Raw genomic sequence first — 16,097 nt, 5'->3', positions numbered from 1 at the left:
TCACCGCTGGGGGCGCACCAGTTTGTCGCGCTCCCAGATCTTGTGCTTCTTCGCCGTGGCAATGAAGCCCTCGATGCCGTTCTTGCCGTCCAGCGCGATGACGCCCATCGCGGCATCGGTGTCGATGCCAGCCTTGTCGAGCAGAGGATTGGTCGCCGCGTTGAAGCCGATGGCCTTGAGATGACCGAAGGCATCGCGCAACCAGTCGATGGCCGCAGCCACGCCCAGCAGCTCCTTCGCGCCCGCCTCCGAGGGCAGGGCAACGACGGCGTCGAACAACACCGACGGCGCGCCATCGAGCTGCATGTCGGGGACGAGGCCGTTGCCTTCGAGCTTGCCGACCTTCGGCGCCACCAGCTTGAGGTTGGCACCCTCCTTCTTCAGCGCCTGCCGTAGCTTCTGGACCGCGTTCGCATCGCTGCCGTCGGTGACCAAGACGGCGACCGTGCGTCCCTGCACCGTCTTGGGCGCCTTTCCGATGATGCTGAGGGCCGGCGACGGATCGAGATCGTCGCGCGGCGGCACGGCCGGCGTGATCTTGTCGGCCTCGCCCACCATGCCCATGGCGGTTGCGACCCGCTTGCCGAGTTCCGGCTCGATCAGGTCCAGATGGCCCAGCATGCGCGTACGGATCGCCGGGGTCTCTACCTTGCTCAGTTCGAAGGTGAAGGCGCTGACGATGTGGCCCTGTTCGGGCGGCGTCATCGAACGCCAGAACAGGCGGGCCTGCGAGTAGTGATCGGCGAAGGATTCGGGACGCTCCCGCGTCTTGGGCCCGGCGTTCGGATCGGGGAAGCTCGCGAAGCCTCGCGTCGGGTTCTCGCGCGGGCCGTTGGGATCGAGCGAGTTGGGCTCATAGGCAACGCGGCCCGGCGGCACCGCCATGCGCATGTGACCGTCGCGCTGGAAGTTGCGCATCGGGCAGACCGGCTTGTTGATCGGGATCTCGTGGAAATTCGGCCCGCCCAGACGGCTGAGCTGGGTGTCGAGATATGAGTGAAGGCGGCCCTGCAGCAGCGGATCGGGCGTGAAGTCGATGCCCGGGACGATATGGCCGGGATGGAAGGCCACCTGTTCGGTCTCGGCAAAGAAGTTCACCGGGTTCTCGTTCAGCACCATGCGGCCGATCGGCGTGAGCGGGATGATCTCTTCCGGGATGAGTTTGGTCGGATCGAGGATGTCGAAGTCGAGCTCGTCGGCCGTCTTCTGGTCGAAGGCCTGGATGGAGAGCGTCCATTCCGGATAGTCGCCGTTGTCGATAGCTTCCCAGAGGTCGCGGCGCTGATAGTCGGGATCGGCACCGGCGAGCTTCACCGCCTCGTCCCACAGGGTCGAGGCCACGCCGAGGCTGGGGCGCCAGTGGAACTTGACGAAGGTCGATTCGCCTTGGGCGTTGACGAGCCGGAACGTATGGACGCCGAAGCCTTCGATATGGCGCAGCGAGCGCGGAATCGTGCGGTCCGACATAGCCCACATCAGCATGTGCATGCTCTCGGGCATCAGCGAGGCGAAATCCCAGAACGTATCGTGCGCCGAGCCGGCCTGCGGGAAGGCGCGATCGGGCTCCATCTTCACCGAGTGGATCAGGTCGGGGAATTTGATGGCGTCCTGGATGAAGAACACCGGGATGTTGTTGCCGACGAGGTCGAAGTTGCCCTCCTCGGTGTAGAACTTCACCGCGAAGCCGCGCACATCGCGCGGCGTGTCGACCGAGCCCGCGCCGCCGGCCACCGTCGAGAAGCGGACGAAGACTTTAGTGGTCTTCTTGGGGTCCTGCAGGAATTCGGCCTTGGTGAACTTCGACAGGTTCTTGAAGGGCTGGAAGTAACCGTGCGCGCCGCTGCCACGGGCATGGACGATGCGCTCGGGGATGCGCTCGTGATCGAAATGCTGGATCTTCTCGCGCAGCACGAAGTCCTCCAGCAGGGTCGGACCGCGCGCGCCGCTCTTCAGCGAATTCTGGTTATCGGAGATCGCGACGCCCTGGTTGGTCGTCAGCGTCTGGTTGGCAGATGTTGTGGTCTGGTGGGTTTCGCCGCCGGGGCGGGCTTCCGAAGGAGCCTGGGACTTCGACGCAGTCTTGGATTTCCGCACGATCATGCCTCACTGTTCACAGCTTAAGCTGCGACCTGAACGGCGCGTGCTCCGACTCGTTCCCGCCGCCTTGTCGACTACTTGCCGATACAGAAGTCGCGGAAGATCACGTCGAGCAATTCGTCGAGGCGCACCGCGCCGGTAATGCGGCCGATGGCCCGCAGAGCAAGGCGCAGGTCCTCCGCTGCCAACGCCACCTCAGGCGCACCCAGGGCACGCTCCAGCGCAGCCTGACAGTCGACCAGGGCCTCGCGATGGCGCACTCGTGTCAGCGGCGGCGCGCCGGCGCCGTCCTGCATCGATGCCTCGGCAGACTGTTCCAGCCGGGTCAATAACTCGGGCAGGCCGGCGCCGCCCGTTGTCGACAGGGCCACGATCCCAGAGGTCGCAACGGGCGCAAGATCGGTTTTGTTCACCACGACGATGTCGCGTGCCGGAGTCCAGTGCTCGGTCGACGCGATGATGGCCTGCATTTCCGCCCGCCAGTCGCCGGACGCGTCGAGCACCAGCACGCGCAGGTCGGCCGCGGCGGCCCGGGCGCGGGCGCGGCGCACGCCTTCCTGCTCGATGGCGTCGGTCGAGTCGCGCAGGCCCGCGGTATCGGCCAGCACGACCGGCCAGCCGCCGAGATCGAGATGGATCTCGATCACGTCGCGCGTGGTGCCGGCCGTCTCCGACACGATCGCCGCCTCGCGCCGGGCAAGGAGATTGAGCAGCGAGGACTTGCCGGCGTTGGGCGGGCCGATGATCGCGATCGACAGGCCGTCGCGCAGCCTCTCGCCACGCCGATCCTCCAGATGCGCCGCGATCTCTGCCTGGAGCCCGGCGATTGCGACCCGCACCTCGTCAGCCAGGCCCTCGGGCAGATCCTCGTCGGGGAAATCGATCGCGGCCTCGAGATGCGCCAGCGCCCGCAGGCCCTTACCGCGCCATTCCTCGTAGAGCCGGTGCAGCGCGCCATCCATCTGCTGCAGCGCCTGCCGCCGCTGCGCCGCCGTCTCGGCCGCAACCAAGTCGGCGATGCCCTCGGCCTCCGTGAGGTCGAGTTTGCCGTGCTCGAAGGCGCGGCGCGTGAACTCGCCGGGTTCGGCCAGCCGGCAGAAACCGAGATGGGCAATCGCGTCGAGCGCGGCCCCGACCACGGCGCGGCCGCCATGAAGGTGCAGCTCGACCATCGGCTCGCCCGTCTCGGTGTTAGGTGCGGCGAACCAGACGACCAGTCCCTTGTCGATCGCCTCGCCACTGACGGGATCGAGGATCGTGCGCAACACCATGCGACGCGGCGTCGGCAATGACTTGCGGGTGAGCTGTTCCAGCGCGTCGCCCGCGCGCGGGCCGCTCAGCCGGATCACCGCGAGCGCACCGGGATGGGCGCGCGTGGGCGTCGCCGTGCCCAGCGCGTAGATCGTGGCGTCGTTCACGTCCGCCGTGGTGCGGGTTGTGCCGGGCGCGCCGGCGGGGCGGCGGGCGGCGGGCGGGCCATCACCTTGTCGGCGATCTTCTCGTAGACCGCTTCGGGGATCAGCCGGCGCTCGACCAGGTCGGCCTTGGTCTTGAACGGCCGTGCGCGGATGATCGCGTCGGCCCGCACCTCGCCGATCCCGTCGAGCGACATGAGATCGTCGCGGCTGGCGCTGTTGATATCGATCTGGCCGGCGGGCGCGGGCGCGGCCGGCGCCGCGGGACGCGCGCCCTGGGCCAGGACCGGAGAGGCGATCGACGCCGCGCCCGTCAGGACCGCGACCGTTGCGAGGATTGCTTTAAACGACATGACGCCAGGCATTATCGCACGAAATCGGCCCAATTCGGGATGGGACGGCGCTCGAAGGGCACTTTCCAGCGGTGACAATTCGACCGGTCGATCAACTCTGCCGGCACCATGATCTCGGCCGGTACGGGCTGGCCGGCAAGATGACGAAGGACGGCCTGGGCGGCGATGGACGCGATGTTGAAGGCGCTGAAGTCGACGCTGGCCAGCATGGTCCCGCGTTCGATGTGATCGATCGCTGCCGGCAGTCCGTTGATTCCGACGACCGTCGCGGTCCGTCCGGCTTCCTCCAGGGCCTTCAGCGCGCCGAAGGCCATGACGTCGTTGGCCGTCCAGACACCGTCGATCCGGGGATGGTCGCGCAGCAGTTCGGCCATGGCCGCGCGCGCAGGTACTTCCTGCAGATAGCCGACTCGCGAGCCCACCAGCTCGATGCCAGGGTTTTCCGCCAGTGCCCGCTTCAGACCCTCGGTGCGATCCCGCGCGGTGCGGGCACCCGGCGTACCGTCCAGCGCCACGACCTTTCCGGTCCCGCCCAGACCCTGGAACAGGGCACGGGCGATCGTCTCACCCACCCGAACGTCGTCCGATCCGACGAAGGTCACGACGGGCACATTCATGCGGTTGATGAACACCCCCACCGGGATGCCGGCTGCGGTGATCCGCGCCACATCCTCCGCCATCGCGACATCGTCGGTCGGGTTGAAGAGGACGGCGTCCGGTCGCGCCGCGAGCGCCTCGGCCACCAGCGCCTTCTGCTCGCCGACATGGTCAGGCGTCGCGGTCACATAATGCACCGTGCGGGCGCCGGCTTGCGCCGCGGCCCTTTCGACGGCCAGCCGGGCCGCATCGTAGGCGGGATTCACACGGTTCTTTGTGAAAACCGCAAGGATCGGAGGACGGGTCGAGAGCGGGCTCATGGCCCTACTTTAGACCAGCGGCGCCCTGTAGTATCCGCCGGCCATGGCCCAGCCCTACGACAATATTCCCGACCGCCGTGTCATCGTCCGGCGCCGCAAGCTCGAGGAGGGCCTCGCCCGTCTGGCAGAGGACATGCCGCCTGGAGGTGAGCCGCCGCGCGCGCCAGTCCTGGCCCTGCTGCGCGATGCCCTGACCGCGGGCCGGGCGGAGATCCGCCGCCGCTTCGAGGAGCCGGGCCCGTTGAAGAACGACGGGCCGGCGGTACTGGCGGCCACGTCCTACCTCATGGACCAGATCATCCGGGTCCTCTACGACTTCGCCGACCAGCATGCCTATCCGGCGGCCAATCCCAGCGCCGGTGAGCGGCTGGGCCTTGTGGCGACCGGCGGCTACGGCCGCGGAGAACTGGCGCCGCTTTCCGACATCGATCTCCTGTTCCTGCGTCCCTACAAGCAGACGCCACGCGGCGAGCAGATCGTCGAGTTCATGCTCTATCTCCTGTGGGACCTCGGCCTGAAGGTCGGCCACGCGACCCGCACGGTCGATGAGAGCCTGCGCTATGCCGAGCGCGACCAGACGATCCGCACGGCATTGCTGGAAGCGCGCTATCTCTGGGGCGATCGCGCGCTGTTCGACGAGCTGCAGCGCGGCTTCGCACAGAAATTCTATACCGGCGACGGGCGCGACTTCGTCGATGCCAAGCTTGCCGAGCGCGACCAGCGTCATCATCGCATGGGCGATTCGCGCTATGTCGTCGAACCCAACGTCAAGGAAGGCAAGGGCGGGCTGCGCGACCTGCACCTGCTGTTCTGGATCGCCAAGTATCTCTATCGCGTCAGCGAGCCGGGCGAACTGGTGGCCAAGGGCGTGCTCACCAGGGAGGAAGCGCGGCACTTCGAGCGTGCCGAGCGTTTCTTGTCGACCGTGCGCTGTCACATCCACTATCTGACGAACCGCGCCGACGACCGCCTGTCGTTCGATCTACAGCGCGAGATTGCCGCGCGCCTCGGCTACCAGGACCGTCCGGGCAGCCGGGGGGTCGAGCGCTTCACCAAGCATTACTACCTGCATGCCAAGACGGTGGGCGACCTGACGCGCATCTTCGTCGCCGCGCTCGAGGACAGCCGGCGCCGCAAGCCCAAGCTTGCCGCGCTGTGGCAGACGTTGCGGCCGCGCGAACTCGAAGGCTTCCGGCTCGATGGCGAACGCCTCGCGGTGGCGACGCCCGATGCCTTCGCCAAGGATCCGGTGGCGATCCTGCGCCTGTTCCATGTTGCTCAGGAAAACGATCTCGACATCCATCCCGCGACCCTGCGGCTGATCACACAGAACATCCGGCTGGTCGACCGGCTGAGGAACGATGCCGAAGCCAACCGGCTCTTCATGGAGATGCTGACGTCGCGCCACGATCCGGAGACGACACTGCGGCGTCTCAACGAGGCCGGCGTGTTCGGCCGCTTCGTGCCCGACTTCGGTCGCGTCGTCGCGCAGACGCAGCACGACATGTACCACACGTATACGGTCGACGAGCACACGATCCGCGCCATCGGCATCCTCTCGAAGATCGAGTCCGGCGTCCTGAAGGAAGACCATCCGCTGTCGGCCGACGTGGTGCACAAGATCCTGTCGCGCCCCGTTCTCTACCTCGCGGTGCTGCTGCACGACATCGCCAAGGGTCGCGGGGGCGATCATTCGGTGCTGGGTGCCGATGTGGCGATGCAGTTGGGTCCGCGCCTCGGCCTGACGGCCGCCGAGACGGAAACCGTGGCCTGGCTGGTCCGCTATCACCTCGCCATGTCCGGCACCGCCTTCCAGCGCGACCTGATGGATCCCAAGACCATCGAGACCTTCGCGGCCCTTATCCAGTCGCCCGAGCGCCTGCGCCTGCTGCTGGTCCTGACGGTGTGCGACATCCGTGCGGTCGGCCCGAACGTCTGGAACAACTGGAAGGCCGCGCTCCTGCGCCAGCTCTACAATGCGACGGAGCAGGTTCTCTCGGGTGGCACGCTGAGCGGTGGCCGTGCCGAGCGGATCAAGCACATCCAAGGTGAGATTTCCAAACGGCTGGCGGGTTGGAGCGATGCCGACAAGGAAGCGCATTTCGCGCGCGGCTACGCCTCCTACTGGCTGTCCTTCCCGATCGACACGCTGGCCCGCCAGGCCGAGCTGGTGCGCGGCGCCGAGCGGGCGAAGCAGCCTCTCGCCATCGAGCACCGGGTCGACGACGAACGCTCGGTGACCGAGGTCACGATCTATACGCTCGACACGCACGGCCTGTTCGCGCGCCTCGCCGGTGCCATGGCGATCAGTGGCGCCAACATCATGGATGCCAAGATCTTCACCCTAGCCAACGGCATGGCGCTCGACACGTTCTGGATCCAGGACCTCGAGGGCAAGCCGTTCGATGGCCCGCAGCGGCTGGCGCGACTGGCCGCGCGCGTCGAGCTGGCGCTGTCCAACCGCCTCGACATCCAGCGCGAACTCGACAGCCAGCGCGGCTCATGGCCCAAGCGCGACCGGGTCTTCACCGTCGAGCCGCGCGTGCTCATCGACAATAACGCGTCCGACACCTTCACGGTGATCGAGGTCAACGGCCGCGACCGGCCGGGCTTCCTGCACGTCGTCACGCGTGCGCTGACGCGCCTCAACCTGCAGATCGCCACGGCGCACGTCACCACCTACGGCGAGCGCGCGGTCGACGTGTTCTACGTCAAGGACCTGTTCGGCCTTAAGGTCGTGAATGCCGACAAGTTGAAACAGATCGCCGCGACGGTCGAAGCCTCCATCCGCGACTTCGACACCCGCTTCGACCCGATCGCGAAGGCGGCGGAATAGCGCTGGGGCGCGCGTCACTCCGGCTTGAAGTTGGCTTCCTTCAGCAGCGCGGTGTTGGTCTCGACTTCCGACTTAATGAAGGCGGCAAAGTCCTTCGGGCCACGCGCGGTCGGCACGATGCCGAGCGAGGTGGTCTTGTCGACGAAGGCCTTGTCCTTTGAGACTTCGGCCATGCCGGCCGCGAGCCTGTTCACGATCGCATCGGGCGTGTCCTTGGGGGCCCATACGCCGTACCAGGAACTCAGGTTGAAATCCTTGAGGCCGACTTCGGCGCTCGTCGGAATGTTCGGTGCGAGCGGGGTGCGCTCCTTGGACGTCACATACAGGCCCTTCGCGCGGCCCGACGTGGCGAGCGGCAGCAGCGCCGTCCAGGGATCCATGAAGAACTGGACGCTGCCGGACATCAGGTCGGTATTGGCCGGCGCGGTACCCTTGTAGAGGATCTGGTCGAGAGGGATGCCGATCCGCTTCAGCCAGGCGAGTGTCGCGATGTGTCCGGCCGAGCCGCCGGAGGAGATCGCCACGAAGAACTTCTTCGGGTCCTTGGCGACGGCCGCCATCGTGGCCGCGTAGTCGTTTCCGGGCACGTTGTTGTTGGCCAGCATCACCAGCGGCGCCTCGCCCGCCTGGGCAATGGCACGGAAATCAGTCTGCGGATCGTAGGGGCAGGACGGGACCACCGTCTTGCCCAACACGAACAGGCTGGCGTTGAACAGGACGGTGTAGCCATCCGGCTCGGCGCGGCGGACCATCTCGGAACCGATGGTGCCCGAGGCGCCCCCGACATTCTGGATGACGATCTGCTGGCCGAGCTTCTCCGACAGGAACTGCGCGGTGATGCGGCCGAGGCCGTCGGTACCGCCGCCCGGCGGGTAGGGCACGATCATCTTGAGCGGCTTGTTCGGATAATCCTGTGCGAGGGCCGGCGCGGCGAGAAGCGAGGCGCCCATGGCGCCCAGGACGGTCCTACGACGGAGATTCATGGAATTTGCCTCGGGATGAAAAACTCAGGGGTGCACACTAACAGAAGATGCACAGGCCGTGCCATGAGCGGTCTCGCAAACTGTCCGGGAAACGCGGCGCTCGGCGACTTCGCCACAGGGCACACCGAGGGCACGCGACGTGTCCAGATGCTGCCGCAGCGTGGTTCTGGTGCCGGGCGCGATGGGGGAGGGTGCGCCCTCCCGGTAGCCCGACTTGAGTTCAATGGTGCGCTGGCGGCCGTCACGAAGCGCCAGCACCACGTCGACCTGGAGATAGTCGATCGTCTCGCCCGACTTGTTCTCAACGACGAGGCTGGGAACGCAATTGCCGTAAACATTGGAATCGCTACCGCGGGTGACGTCGATGCCGTTGGCGGCGACGGCCGCCGTGATCCCGCTGGAGGCAAGGGCCGCCATCGCCGGTAGAGCCAAACTCAACGCAACGAGGACTGTCTTCATGGTCGCCTCCAGCATGGTTCAGGTCGATTGCAGTCGCTGCTCCCGGCGCGTGGCCAGCATCTGCAGGATGGCCGCCGCGGTCTCCTCGATCGAGCGGCGCGTGACGTCGATCGTCGCCCATTTGCGGCGGGCGTAGAGGCGACGGGCCTCCTGTATCTCGCTCTGCACCGTGTCCATGTCGGTATATTCCGACTCGGTGTCCTGCTGCATGAGCCTCAGACGGTTGACGCGGATCTGCACCAGCCGCTCGGGATCGGTGATCAGGCCGACGATCAGCGGCCGCCTGGCCTCCTCGAGTTCGACCGGCGGCGGCACCTGCGGCACCAGAGGCACGTTGGCCGCGCGCACGCCGCGATTGGCGAGATAGACACATGTCGGTGTCTTCGATGTCCGTGACGGGCCGACCAGAATCACGTCGGCATCCTCGAGATCGTGCGTCGACTGGCCGTCGTCGTGCGCCAGCGTGTAGTGCATGGCGTCGATACGGTCGAAATAGCCTTCGTCGAGCTGGTGCTGGCGTCCCGGCCACTGCTCGCTCTTGGAATGGAAATGGACGGCCAGCACGCTCATCGCCTGGTCGAGCACACCGACGCAGGGCAACTGCAGGCGCCGGCAATGATCGCGCACGACGTCGCGCAACTCGGGATCGACGAGCGTATAGAGGACGGGGCCACGGTCGCGCTCGACCGCCTGCATGACTTTTTCCATCTGCGCCGGGGAGCGCACCAGTGACCAGACATGCTCCTGAACGAAGATGCCCTCGTACTGGACGAGACAGGCGCGCGCGACGCTCGACACGGTCTCACCGGTCGAATCGGACACGAGATGGACGTGAAAATTACGGTTGGCCACGGCTTGTTTTACCTCACGGCAACGCCGGGAGAAACGCGGGATTGCCGTGGGCATTGCGGGGACAGGCGGAACGGTTGGCAGGAGGGTCGGGATTCAGGACACGACTCGCCCGACCCGTCCAAATTATCTTCCCCTGCGTACAGTTTGGGACGAATGACCTGTGAGTCGGGAATCAGCGCTTTTGACCGAGCGAATCGATGGATTCCGATCCACAGCCACCTGGGGAGAGATGACCAATAAGGCGCATCCCCACATGCCACAGGCTCTACTACTGCTACTACCTAATATGAATAGAGTAGAAGGAAGCATGAGGGACGAGATTTGAGCGGCGGAAAACTCCTGGAGACGCTGGCCGGAACGAGACATCCGACGCCACCGATCTGGCTGATGCGGCAGGCCGGGCGCTACCTGCCGGAGTATCGCGCCGTGCGGTCCACGACGCGGTCGTTCCTCGAATTCTGCTACACGCCCGACAAGGCCGTCGAGGTGACGTTGCAGCCCATTCGCCGGTTCGGGCTCGACGCGGCGATCATCTTCTCCGACATCCTGGTGGTGCCCGACGCACTCGGCCAGAAGGTCTGGTTCGAGGAGGGCGAGGGTCCGAAGCTCGAGGCGCTGACCGATCCCTCGCAGTTCGGCCGCCTGTCCAGGACGCGCCTGCAGGAGCACCTGGCGCCGGTCTATGAGGCGATCCGCCGGACGCGGGCGGAGCTGCCGAAGGAAACGGCGCTCCTGGGATTCGCCGGCGCTCCCTTCACGCTGGCCTGCTACATGATCGAAGGCAGCGGCAGCAAGGACTTCGCCAAGGTGAAGAGATGGGCCTATGCCCATCCTGAATCCTTCAAGCTGCTGATCGATCTCCTCATCGACGCGGTCGTCGACCATCTCGGCCATCAGGTCGATGCGGGCGCCGATGCCGTCCAGCTTTTCGATTCTTGGGCGGGGGTGCTTCCGGAGGAACAGCTCTTCCACTGGTCGCTCGATCCGATGGTGCGGATCGCCAAGGGCCTGCGTGCGCGTCATCCGCACGTGCCGATCATCGCCTTTCCGCGCGCCGTCGGTCCGGCGGCGCTGATGTACCGCCTGCCCGAGACCTTCAGCGCCTTGTCGCTCGACACCGGCATCGGCGCGCATTGGGCGGCGAAGGAGATCCAGCCGCACATCTGCGTGCAGGGCAATCTCGACCCGATCATGCTGGTCGCCGGCGGCCAGGCGATGGAGCGCGAGGCCACGCGCATCCTCGACAAGCTCGGCCACGGTTCCTACGTGTTCAATCTTGGCCATGGCGTCGTGCCGCAGACTCCACCCGACCACGTCGCGCGACTGGTCGATATCGTCCGCAACTGGAAGCCGAGCTGACGTGAAGATCGCAATCGTCCTGTTCAATCTCGGCGGGCCCGATTCGCCCGAGGCGGTGCAGCCGTTCCTGCGCAACCTGTTCAGCGATCCGGCGATCATCTCGCTGCCATCGTTCTTTCGTCTGCCGCTGGCGCGCTTCATCGCCAGCCGGCGCACGGCGAAGGCGCAGGGCATCTACGCCAAGATCGGCGGCAGCTCGCCGATCCTCGGCCAGACCGAAGCCCAGGCGCGGGCGCTGGAGGACGCGCTGGGGCCGGGGCATGAATGGCGCGGCTATGTCTGCATGCGCTACTGGCATCCGATGACCGAAGCGGTCGTGCGTTCGGTCAAGCGCTTCGCGCCCGATCGTATCGTGCTGCTGCCGCTCTATCCGCAATTCTCCACGACGACGACGGCCTCGTCGGTGAAAGCGTGGAAGGAAGCGGCGGCCACGGCGAAGCTCAATGTGCCGACGCAAACCGTCTGCTGCTATCCCGACGAAGAAGGGTTCATCGCGGCCTCGGTCGAACTCGTGAAGCAGGGGCTGGCCGAAGCGGAGAGTCGTCCGACGCGCGTGCTGTTCTCCGCGCACGGACTGCCGGAGAAAGTCATCAAGGCCGGCGATCCTTACCAGGCGCAGGTCGAACGCACAGCCAAAGCCATTGCCGATCGCATCGGCGGTCTCGACTGGTCAGTCTGCTACCAGAGCCGTGTCGGGCCGTTGAAGTGGATCGGCCCTGCGACCGACGACGAGATCCGGCGCGCGGGCAAGGACGGCAAGGCGATCGTGCTCTATCCGCTGGCCTTCGTGTCGGAGCATTCCGAGACGCTGGTCGAGCTCGACATGGACTACCGGGAGCTGGCGAACGAGAGCGGTGTGCCGGCCTACATTCGTGTGCCGACCGTGGGAACGCATCCTGCCTTCATCGAAGGCCTCGCCAATCGCGTGCGCGCGATCCTCGCCGAGCCGCAGGTCGCGATCTGCCATGGTGCGACGGCGATGCCCTGCAGCGGCGATCATCGCGGCTGTCCGCTGATCGCCGGATCTGTCTGATGCTCTACGAGGTGCTGAAGGCGCTGCATATCGTTTCGGTCATCGCCTGGATGGCGGGGCTGCTCTACCTGCCGCGCCTGTTCGTCTATCACGCCGATGCCGAGAAAGGTTCCACGCAGAGCGAGACCTTCAAGGTGATGGAGCGCCGCCTGCTGCGCGGCATCATGAACCCGGCGATGATCCTGACCTGGGTCTTCGGTCTGGCCCTCGCCTGGCAGGGCGACTGGTGGCACGCGCCGTGGTGGCAGGCCAAGTTCGCGTTGGTCTGCGGCCTCACCGCGGTGCATCACCTGTACGGACGCTGGCGCAAGGAGTTCGCGGCCGACCAGAACGTCCGGCCTGCCAACCATTACCGCTGGTGGAACGAGGTCCCGACCCTGCTGATGATCGGCATCGTCTTCCTCGTGGTGCTCAAGCCTTTCTGAGCAACTGCCCCGGCCAGATCTTCCGTTCGACCTGGTCGGCAACGATCTCGGCGATCTTGTCTCCGGCGAAACGCGTGAGGCGGGAAACCGGTCGGTCGGCCGGATAGGACAGAACCAGTTGCCGGACCGGCGCCGGATCGGTCAGCGGTGCCGCGAGCAACCGGCCTGCCGCGATGTCGTCGTAGATGGGTGACAGCGGCAGGATCGTCCAGCCATGGCCGTGACGGACCAGATCCTTCAGGGTGGCGTAGGAATCGGCCTCGACGGCGATCTGGAGCGCAATGCCGGCCTCGATGGCGCATTGCTCGACGATCGTCCTCAACCCATGGCGCGTGCTGGGCAGCAGGATACGCCTGCCCTCGAGTTCCGAGAACGGGATCGAGCGGCCGCTGGAAAGCCCCGAGTCGGGCGGTCCGATCAGGAACAGCTTCTCAAGCAGCAACGGCTCGGACCGCAGCGACCGGGCGGACTGCGGATCGTAGAGGATGGCGACGTCGATCTCGCCGCGATGCAGCCAGTCGATCAGATGGCCGGTGTAAGCGCCGACCAGCCGCAACTCGACCTGGGGATGGGTCTGTCCAAAGGCGGCGACCAGGGGCAGCGAGAGGATGTCGGCCACCGTCGGCGGAAACCCGATGGCGATCCGGCCCTTCAGGGGCGCGTCGAGGTCGGAGGCGGTGGCACGGATCTCCTCCAGTTCGGCCATGACGCGTGTCGCATGCTCGAGGATCTCGCGTCCCTTTTCCGTCAGGACCATGCCGCGACCGTGCCGGGTGAACAGCCGGACCGACAGCTCCTCTTCCAGCATCCGGATCTGTCGGCTGAGCGCGGGCTGGGCGATGCCGATCCGATCGGCCGCCTTGCTCAGGCTGCCGAGGTCGGCGACGTGGATCAGGGTGCGAAGTTGGGAAAGCTCCATGGGAGCCATACAATATAGTTATATCTGTTCATTCCCAACGGTCGTCCAGTTTCGCTGGCGTTATAGCTAAGGTCCCGGCCGAACCTGAGCCGGATTGGGAGAAACATGACCGCCGCACCGACGCAGCCTGCCCCTTCCAATGTTGATTGGCGCGACCAGATTTTCGAGGTCTTCCAGGACCACGACGTCAAGCAGGTCTATCACGTCCCCGACGCCGGCCATGGCCGCCTGATCGAGGCCTGCCAGAGGTCGAACTCGATCCGCACCCTGGCACTCACGACCGAGGAGGAGGGCATTCCGCTCGCCGCCGGGGCTTGGCTGGGCGGGCAGCGCTCGGTGCTGCTGATGCAGAGCTCGGGCGTCGGCAACACCATCAACCTGATGGGCATGCCCAAGACGCTGCGCTTCCCGTTCCTGACGCTGATCACGATGCGCGGCGATTACGGCGAGTTCAATTCATGGCAGTACCCGATGGGCCAAGGCACGCCGAAGGTGCTCGAGGCGATGGGCGTACTGCTCTACTCGGTCGAGACGGCCGACGAGGTGAAGGCCACGGTCGACGCCGCCGCACGGTCGGCCTTCAACGGTGGCCAGGCCGTCGCCGTGCTGCTGCGCCAGAAGCTGATCGGCATCAAGAATTTCGGGAAGAAGTAGGATGAGCCCCAACAAGTCAGGCGCAACGCTGCAGCGCCGCCCGCTGGTCAAGCAGCTCCTCGACGGCGCCGACGATAACCTGCTGGTGATCGCGGGCCTCGGCTCGTCCAACTGGGACATCACCGCGGCCGGCGACCGCCCGCTCAACATGCCGCTCTGGGGCTCGATGGGCGCACCGGTCGGCATGGGCCTCGGCCTCGCTTTGGCCCAGCCCACGAAGCGCGTGCTGGTCATCACCGGCGACGGTGACATGCTGATGAGCCTGGGCTCCCTCGCCACCGTGGCGACGCAGATGCCGGAGAACCTGGCGATCGTCGTGCTCGACAACGAGAAGTTCGGCGAGACCGGCAACCAGGCCACCCACACCAGCCCGCGCAACAACGGCCCGACCGATTCTGGCGCCGGCACCGACCTCGCCATGATCGCGCGCGGTTGCGGCATCCCCGACGCCACGACGGTGCGTGAGGCCAGTGAGGTCGCCGACCTCGTGAAGGACGTGCGCACGAAGAAGGGCCCGGTGTTCCGGCTCGTGAAGGTCATGGTAGAAAAGCTCGAGTTCGTGATGCCGCCGCAGGACGGCGCGCATCTCAAGGACCGTTTCCGCCAGGCCCTGCTGGGTCATCCCTAAGAGGCTCCCATGACCGACTACGCTCCCTTCCCGCTGATCGATCTCTCCGGCGGCCCCAGGGAGCGCGGTCGGATCCACGGTAAGGCCGCCGCCGATCGCTTGCGGCGTGGGGCGAAGATGTACGCCGAGTCGCTGCTCAAGTCGGGCGTCGACTGGAAGGAACTGGAGCGGCGCGCCGAGGCGATGGTGCCGCTGATCGACAGGTTCGATCCGACCTACACCGAGGAAATGCGCGGCATCGCCGAGGGGGCGAACGAGCCCTTCGCCGCGGTCGTGCTGATGAACGCCCGCACCGAGATGGTGGTCGCGGCGCGCAAGCAGCAGGCCGCCAAGCACTTCCCCGACGGCTGCACGGCTGCGCTCGCACTGCCCGAGGCCAGCGCCGACGGCGTGTTGCTGCATGGCCAGAACTGGGATTGGCGCTCGGAATGCGCCGAGAACGGCGTCGTGCTGCGCATCCGCCGCGACGACGGGCCCGACATCCTGACCTTCACCGAAGCAGGCGGGCTGGCGCGCTCCGGCCTCAACTCGGCGGGCATCGGCCTCACCGCCAACGCGCTGGAATGCGACCGTGACTACCAGCGCGGGCCGGGCGTGCCGCTGCCGTTCATCCGCCGCAAGGTGCTGGAAGCCGCCCATCTCGCCCACGCGGTGCAGACCATCGTGTCGACGCCCAAGCCCGGTTCGAACCACATGGCGGTGAGCCACTGTGGAGGCGAGGCCTTCGGCTTCGAATGCGCGCCCGACGAGACCTTCTGGATCGCGCCCGACCGCGGCCTCTATGTGCACGCCAATCACTGGATCGCCGATTCGGCGCGCGCCAAGGTGAAGGACACGGGTCTCGCCGAGACGCCGGATTCGATCTATCGCGACAAGCGCGTGCGCGACCAGCTGTCACCCAAGCGCGGGAAGCTCACGCTGGAGGATCTCCGCCAGGCCTTCTTCGATGATTGGGGCACGCCCTACTCGGTGTGCCGCCCGCCGCGCCTCAACTCGCGCGGCGTCTCCACGGCGACCACGGCGATGATCCTGATGCGCCCGGCCGCGGGCCATCTCGAAGCCTGCCCGATGCCGGCGCTCAACCGCCAGTTCACGACTTACACGCTGACGCCCGATCGCACCGCGCAGAAGCAGGCCGCTGAGTAGCTTGCCAATCCTTGGGGCACA

15 protein-coding genes are annotated in these 16,097 nt (G+C 66.4%); 7 read left to right on the top strand and 8 right to left on the bottom strand.

Annotated elements, in window-relative coordinates:
* The 4 genes from KQ910_RS05860 to KQ910_RS05845 all read right to left on the bottom strand — a co-directional run bounded on the left by KQ910_RS05860 (window position 1) and on the right by KQ910_RS05845 (window position 4,782).
* A complete protein-coding gene (locus KQ910_RS05860) occupies window positions 1–2,100 on the bottom strand; it encodes a catalase (RefSeq protein WP_216957532.1) in 2,100 nt (699 codons plus the stop codon).
* A 71-nt stretch (window positions 2,101–2,171) separates the two neighbouring features.
* Window positions 2,172–3,515: a tRNA uridine-5-carboxymethylaminomethyl(34) synthesis GTPase MnmE gene (mnmE, locus tag KQ910_RS05855; RefSeq protein ID WP_216957531.1), complete on the bottom strand. Its 1,344-nt coding sequence runs from the start codon at window positions 3,513–3,515 to the stop codon at window positions 2,172–2,174.
* Window positions 3,512–3,865 (bottom strand): ComEA family DNA-binding protein, encoded by a 354-nt coding sequence (locus KQ910_RS05850; protein ID WP_216957530.1) that lies wholly within the window; start codon window positions 3,863–3,865, stop codon window positions 3,512–3,514. The genes mnmE and KQ910_RS05850 overlap by 4 nt, the downstream gene beginning before the upstream one ends.
* 11 nt (window positions 3,866–3,876) lie before the next feature.
* The gene (locus KQ910_RS05845) at window positions 3,877–4,782 is read right to left on the bottom strand and encodes a sugar ABC transporter substrate-binding protein (RefSeq protein ID WP_229600338.1); all 906 of its coding nucleotides are present in this window, start codon (window positions 4,780–4,782) and stop codon (window positions 3,877–3,879) included.
* A gap of 43 nt (window positions 4,783–4,825) precedes the next feature.
* Between KQ910_RS05845 and KQ910_RS05840 the strand changes: the two genes are divergently transcribed.
* Window positions 4,826–7,618, top strand: a complete 2,793-nt coding sequence (locus KQ910_RS05840; protein ID WP_216957528.1) for a [protein-PII] uridylyltransferase — start codon at window positions 4,826–4,828, stop codon at window positions 7,616–7,618.
* 14 nt (window positions 7,619–7,632) lie between these two features.
* Here KQ910_RS05840 and KQ910_RS05835 read toward each other — a convergent pair whose 3' ends face one another.
* The 3 genes from KQ910_RS05835 to KQ910_RS05825 are packed head-to-tail and all read right to left on the bottom strand — an operon-like array spanning window position 7,633 to window position 9,912.
* Window positions 7,633–8,601 carry a Bug family tripartite tricarboxylate transporter substrate binding protein gene (locus KQ910_RS05835; RefSeq protein WP_216957527.1) on the bottom strand — a complete coding sequence of 323 codons (969 nt, stop codon included), beginning with the start codon at window positions 8,599–8,601 and terminating at the stop codon, window positions 7,633–7,635.
* Window positions 8,602–8,625: 24 nt separating this feature from the next.
* A complete protein-coding gene (locus KQ910_RS05830; RefSeq protein ID WP_216957526.1) occupies window positions 8,626–9,060 on the bottom strand; it encodes a hypothetical protein in 435 nt (144 codons plus the stop codon).
* Window positions 9,061–9,078: 18 nt separating this feature from the next.
* Window positions 9,079–9,912, bottom strand: a complete 834-nt coding sequence (locus KQ910_RS05825; protein WP_216957525.1) for a pyruvate, water dikinase regulatory protein — start codon at window positions 9,910–9,912, stop codon at window positions 9,079–9,081.
* A 321-nt stretch (window positions 9,913–10,233) separates the two neighbouring features.
* Between KQ910_RS05825 and hemE the strand changes: the two genes are divergently transcribed.
* The 3 genes from hemE to hemJ are packed head-to-tail and all read left to right on the top strand — an operon-like array spanning window position 10,234 to window position 12,729.
* Window positions 10,234–11,271 carry a uroporphyrinogen decarboxylase gene (hemE, locus tag KQ910_RS05820; RefSeq protein ID WP_216957524.1) on the top strand — a complete coding sequence of 346 codons (1,038 nt, stop codon included), beginning with the start codon at window positions 10,234–10,236 and terminating at the stop codon, window positions 11,269–11,271.
* A gap of 1 nt (window position 11,272) precedes the next feature.
* On the top strand, window positions 11,273–12,304 hold the full coding sequence (gene hemH / locus KQ910_RS05815; protein ID WP_216957523.1) for a ferrochelatase: 1,032 nt from the start codon (window positions 11,273–11,275) through the stop codon (window positions 12,302–12,304).
* The gene (gene hemJ, locus KQ910_RS05810; RefSeq protein ID WP_216957522.1) at window positions 12,304–12,729 is read left to right on the top strand and encodes a protoporphyrinogen oxidase HemJ; all 426 of its coding nucleotides are present in this window, start codon (window positions 12,304–12,306) and stop codon (window positions 12,727–12,729) included. The genes hemH and hemJ overlap by 1 nt, the downstream gene beginning before the upstream one ends.
* On the opposite strand, the gene KQ910_RS05805 is transcribed toward hemJ, so the two are convergent.
* The gene (locus KQ910_RS05805) at window positions 12,716–13,648 is read right to left on the bottom strand and encodes a LysR substrate-binding domain-containing protein (protein ID WP_216957521.1); all 933 of its coding nucleotides are present in this window, start codon (window positions 13,646–13,648) and stop codon (window positions 12,716–12,718) included. The genes hemJ and KQ910_RS05805 overlap by 14 nt on opposite strands.
* A gap of 105 nt (window positions 13,649–13,753) precedes the next feature.
* Between KQ910_RS05805 and KQ910_RS05800 the strand changes: the two genes are divergently transcribed.
* The 3 genes from KQ910_RS05800 to KQ910_RS05790 are packed head-to-tail and all read left to right on the top strand — an operon-like array spanning window position 13,754 to window position 16,076.
* Complete coding sequence (locus tag KQ910_RS05800; RefSeq protein ID WP_216957520.1) at window positions 13,754–14,302, top strand: thiamine pyrophosphate-binding protein; 549 nt, start codon at window positions 13,754–13,756, stop codon at window positions 14,300–14,302.
* Between the two features lies 1 nt (window position 14,303).
* Window positions 14,304–14,930 carry a thiamine pyrophosphate-dependent enzyme gene (locus KQ910_RS05795; RefSeq protein ID WP_216957519.1) on the top strand — a complete coding sequence of 209 codons (627 nt, stop codon included), beginning with the start codon at window positions 14,304–14,306 and terminating at the stop codon, window positions 14,928–14,930.
* Window positions 14,931–14,939: 9 nt separating this feature from the next.
* On the top strand, window positions 14,940–16,076 hold the full coding sequence (locus KQ910_RS05790) for a C45 family autoproteolytic acyltransferase/hydrolase (RefSeq protein WP_216957518.1): 1,137 nt from the start codon (window positions 14,940–14,942) through the stop codon (window positions 16,074–16,076).
* The last annotated feature ends 21 nt before the right edge of the window (window positions 16,077–16,097 follow it).

This window comes from Reyranella humidisoli (assembly GCF_019039055.1).
GTDB classification, from domain to species: Bacteria; Pseudomonadota; Alphaproteobacteria; order Reyranellales; family Reyranellaceae; genus Reyranella; species Reyranella humidisoli.
The sequence above is the reverse complement of the archived record's forward strand: the minus strand, read 5'-3'. Positions and strand labels throughout refer to the sequence as shown.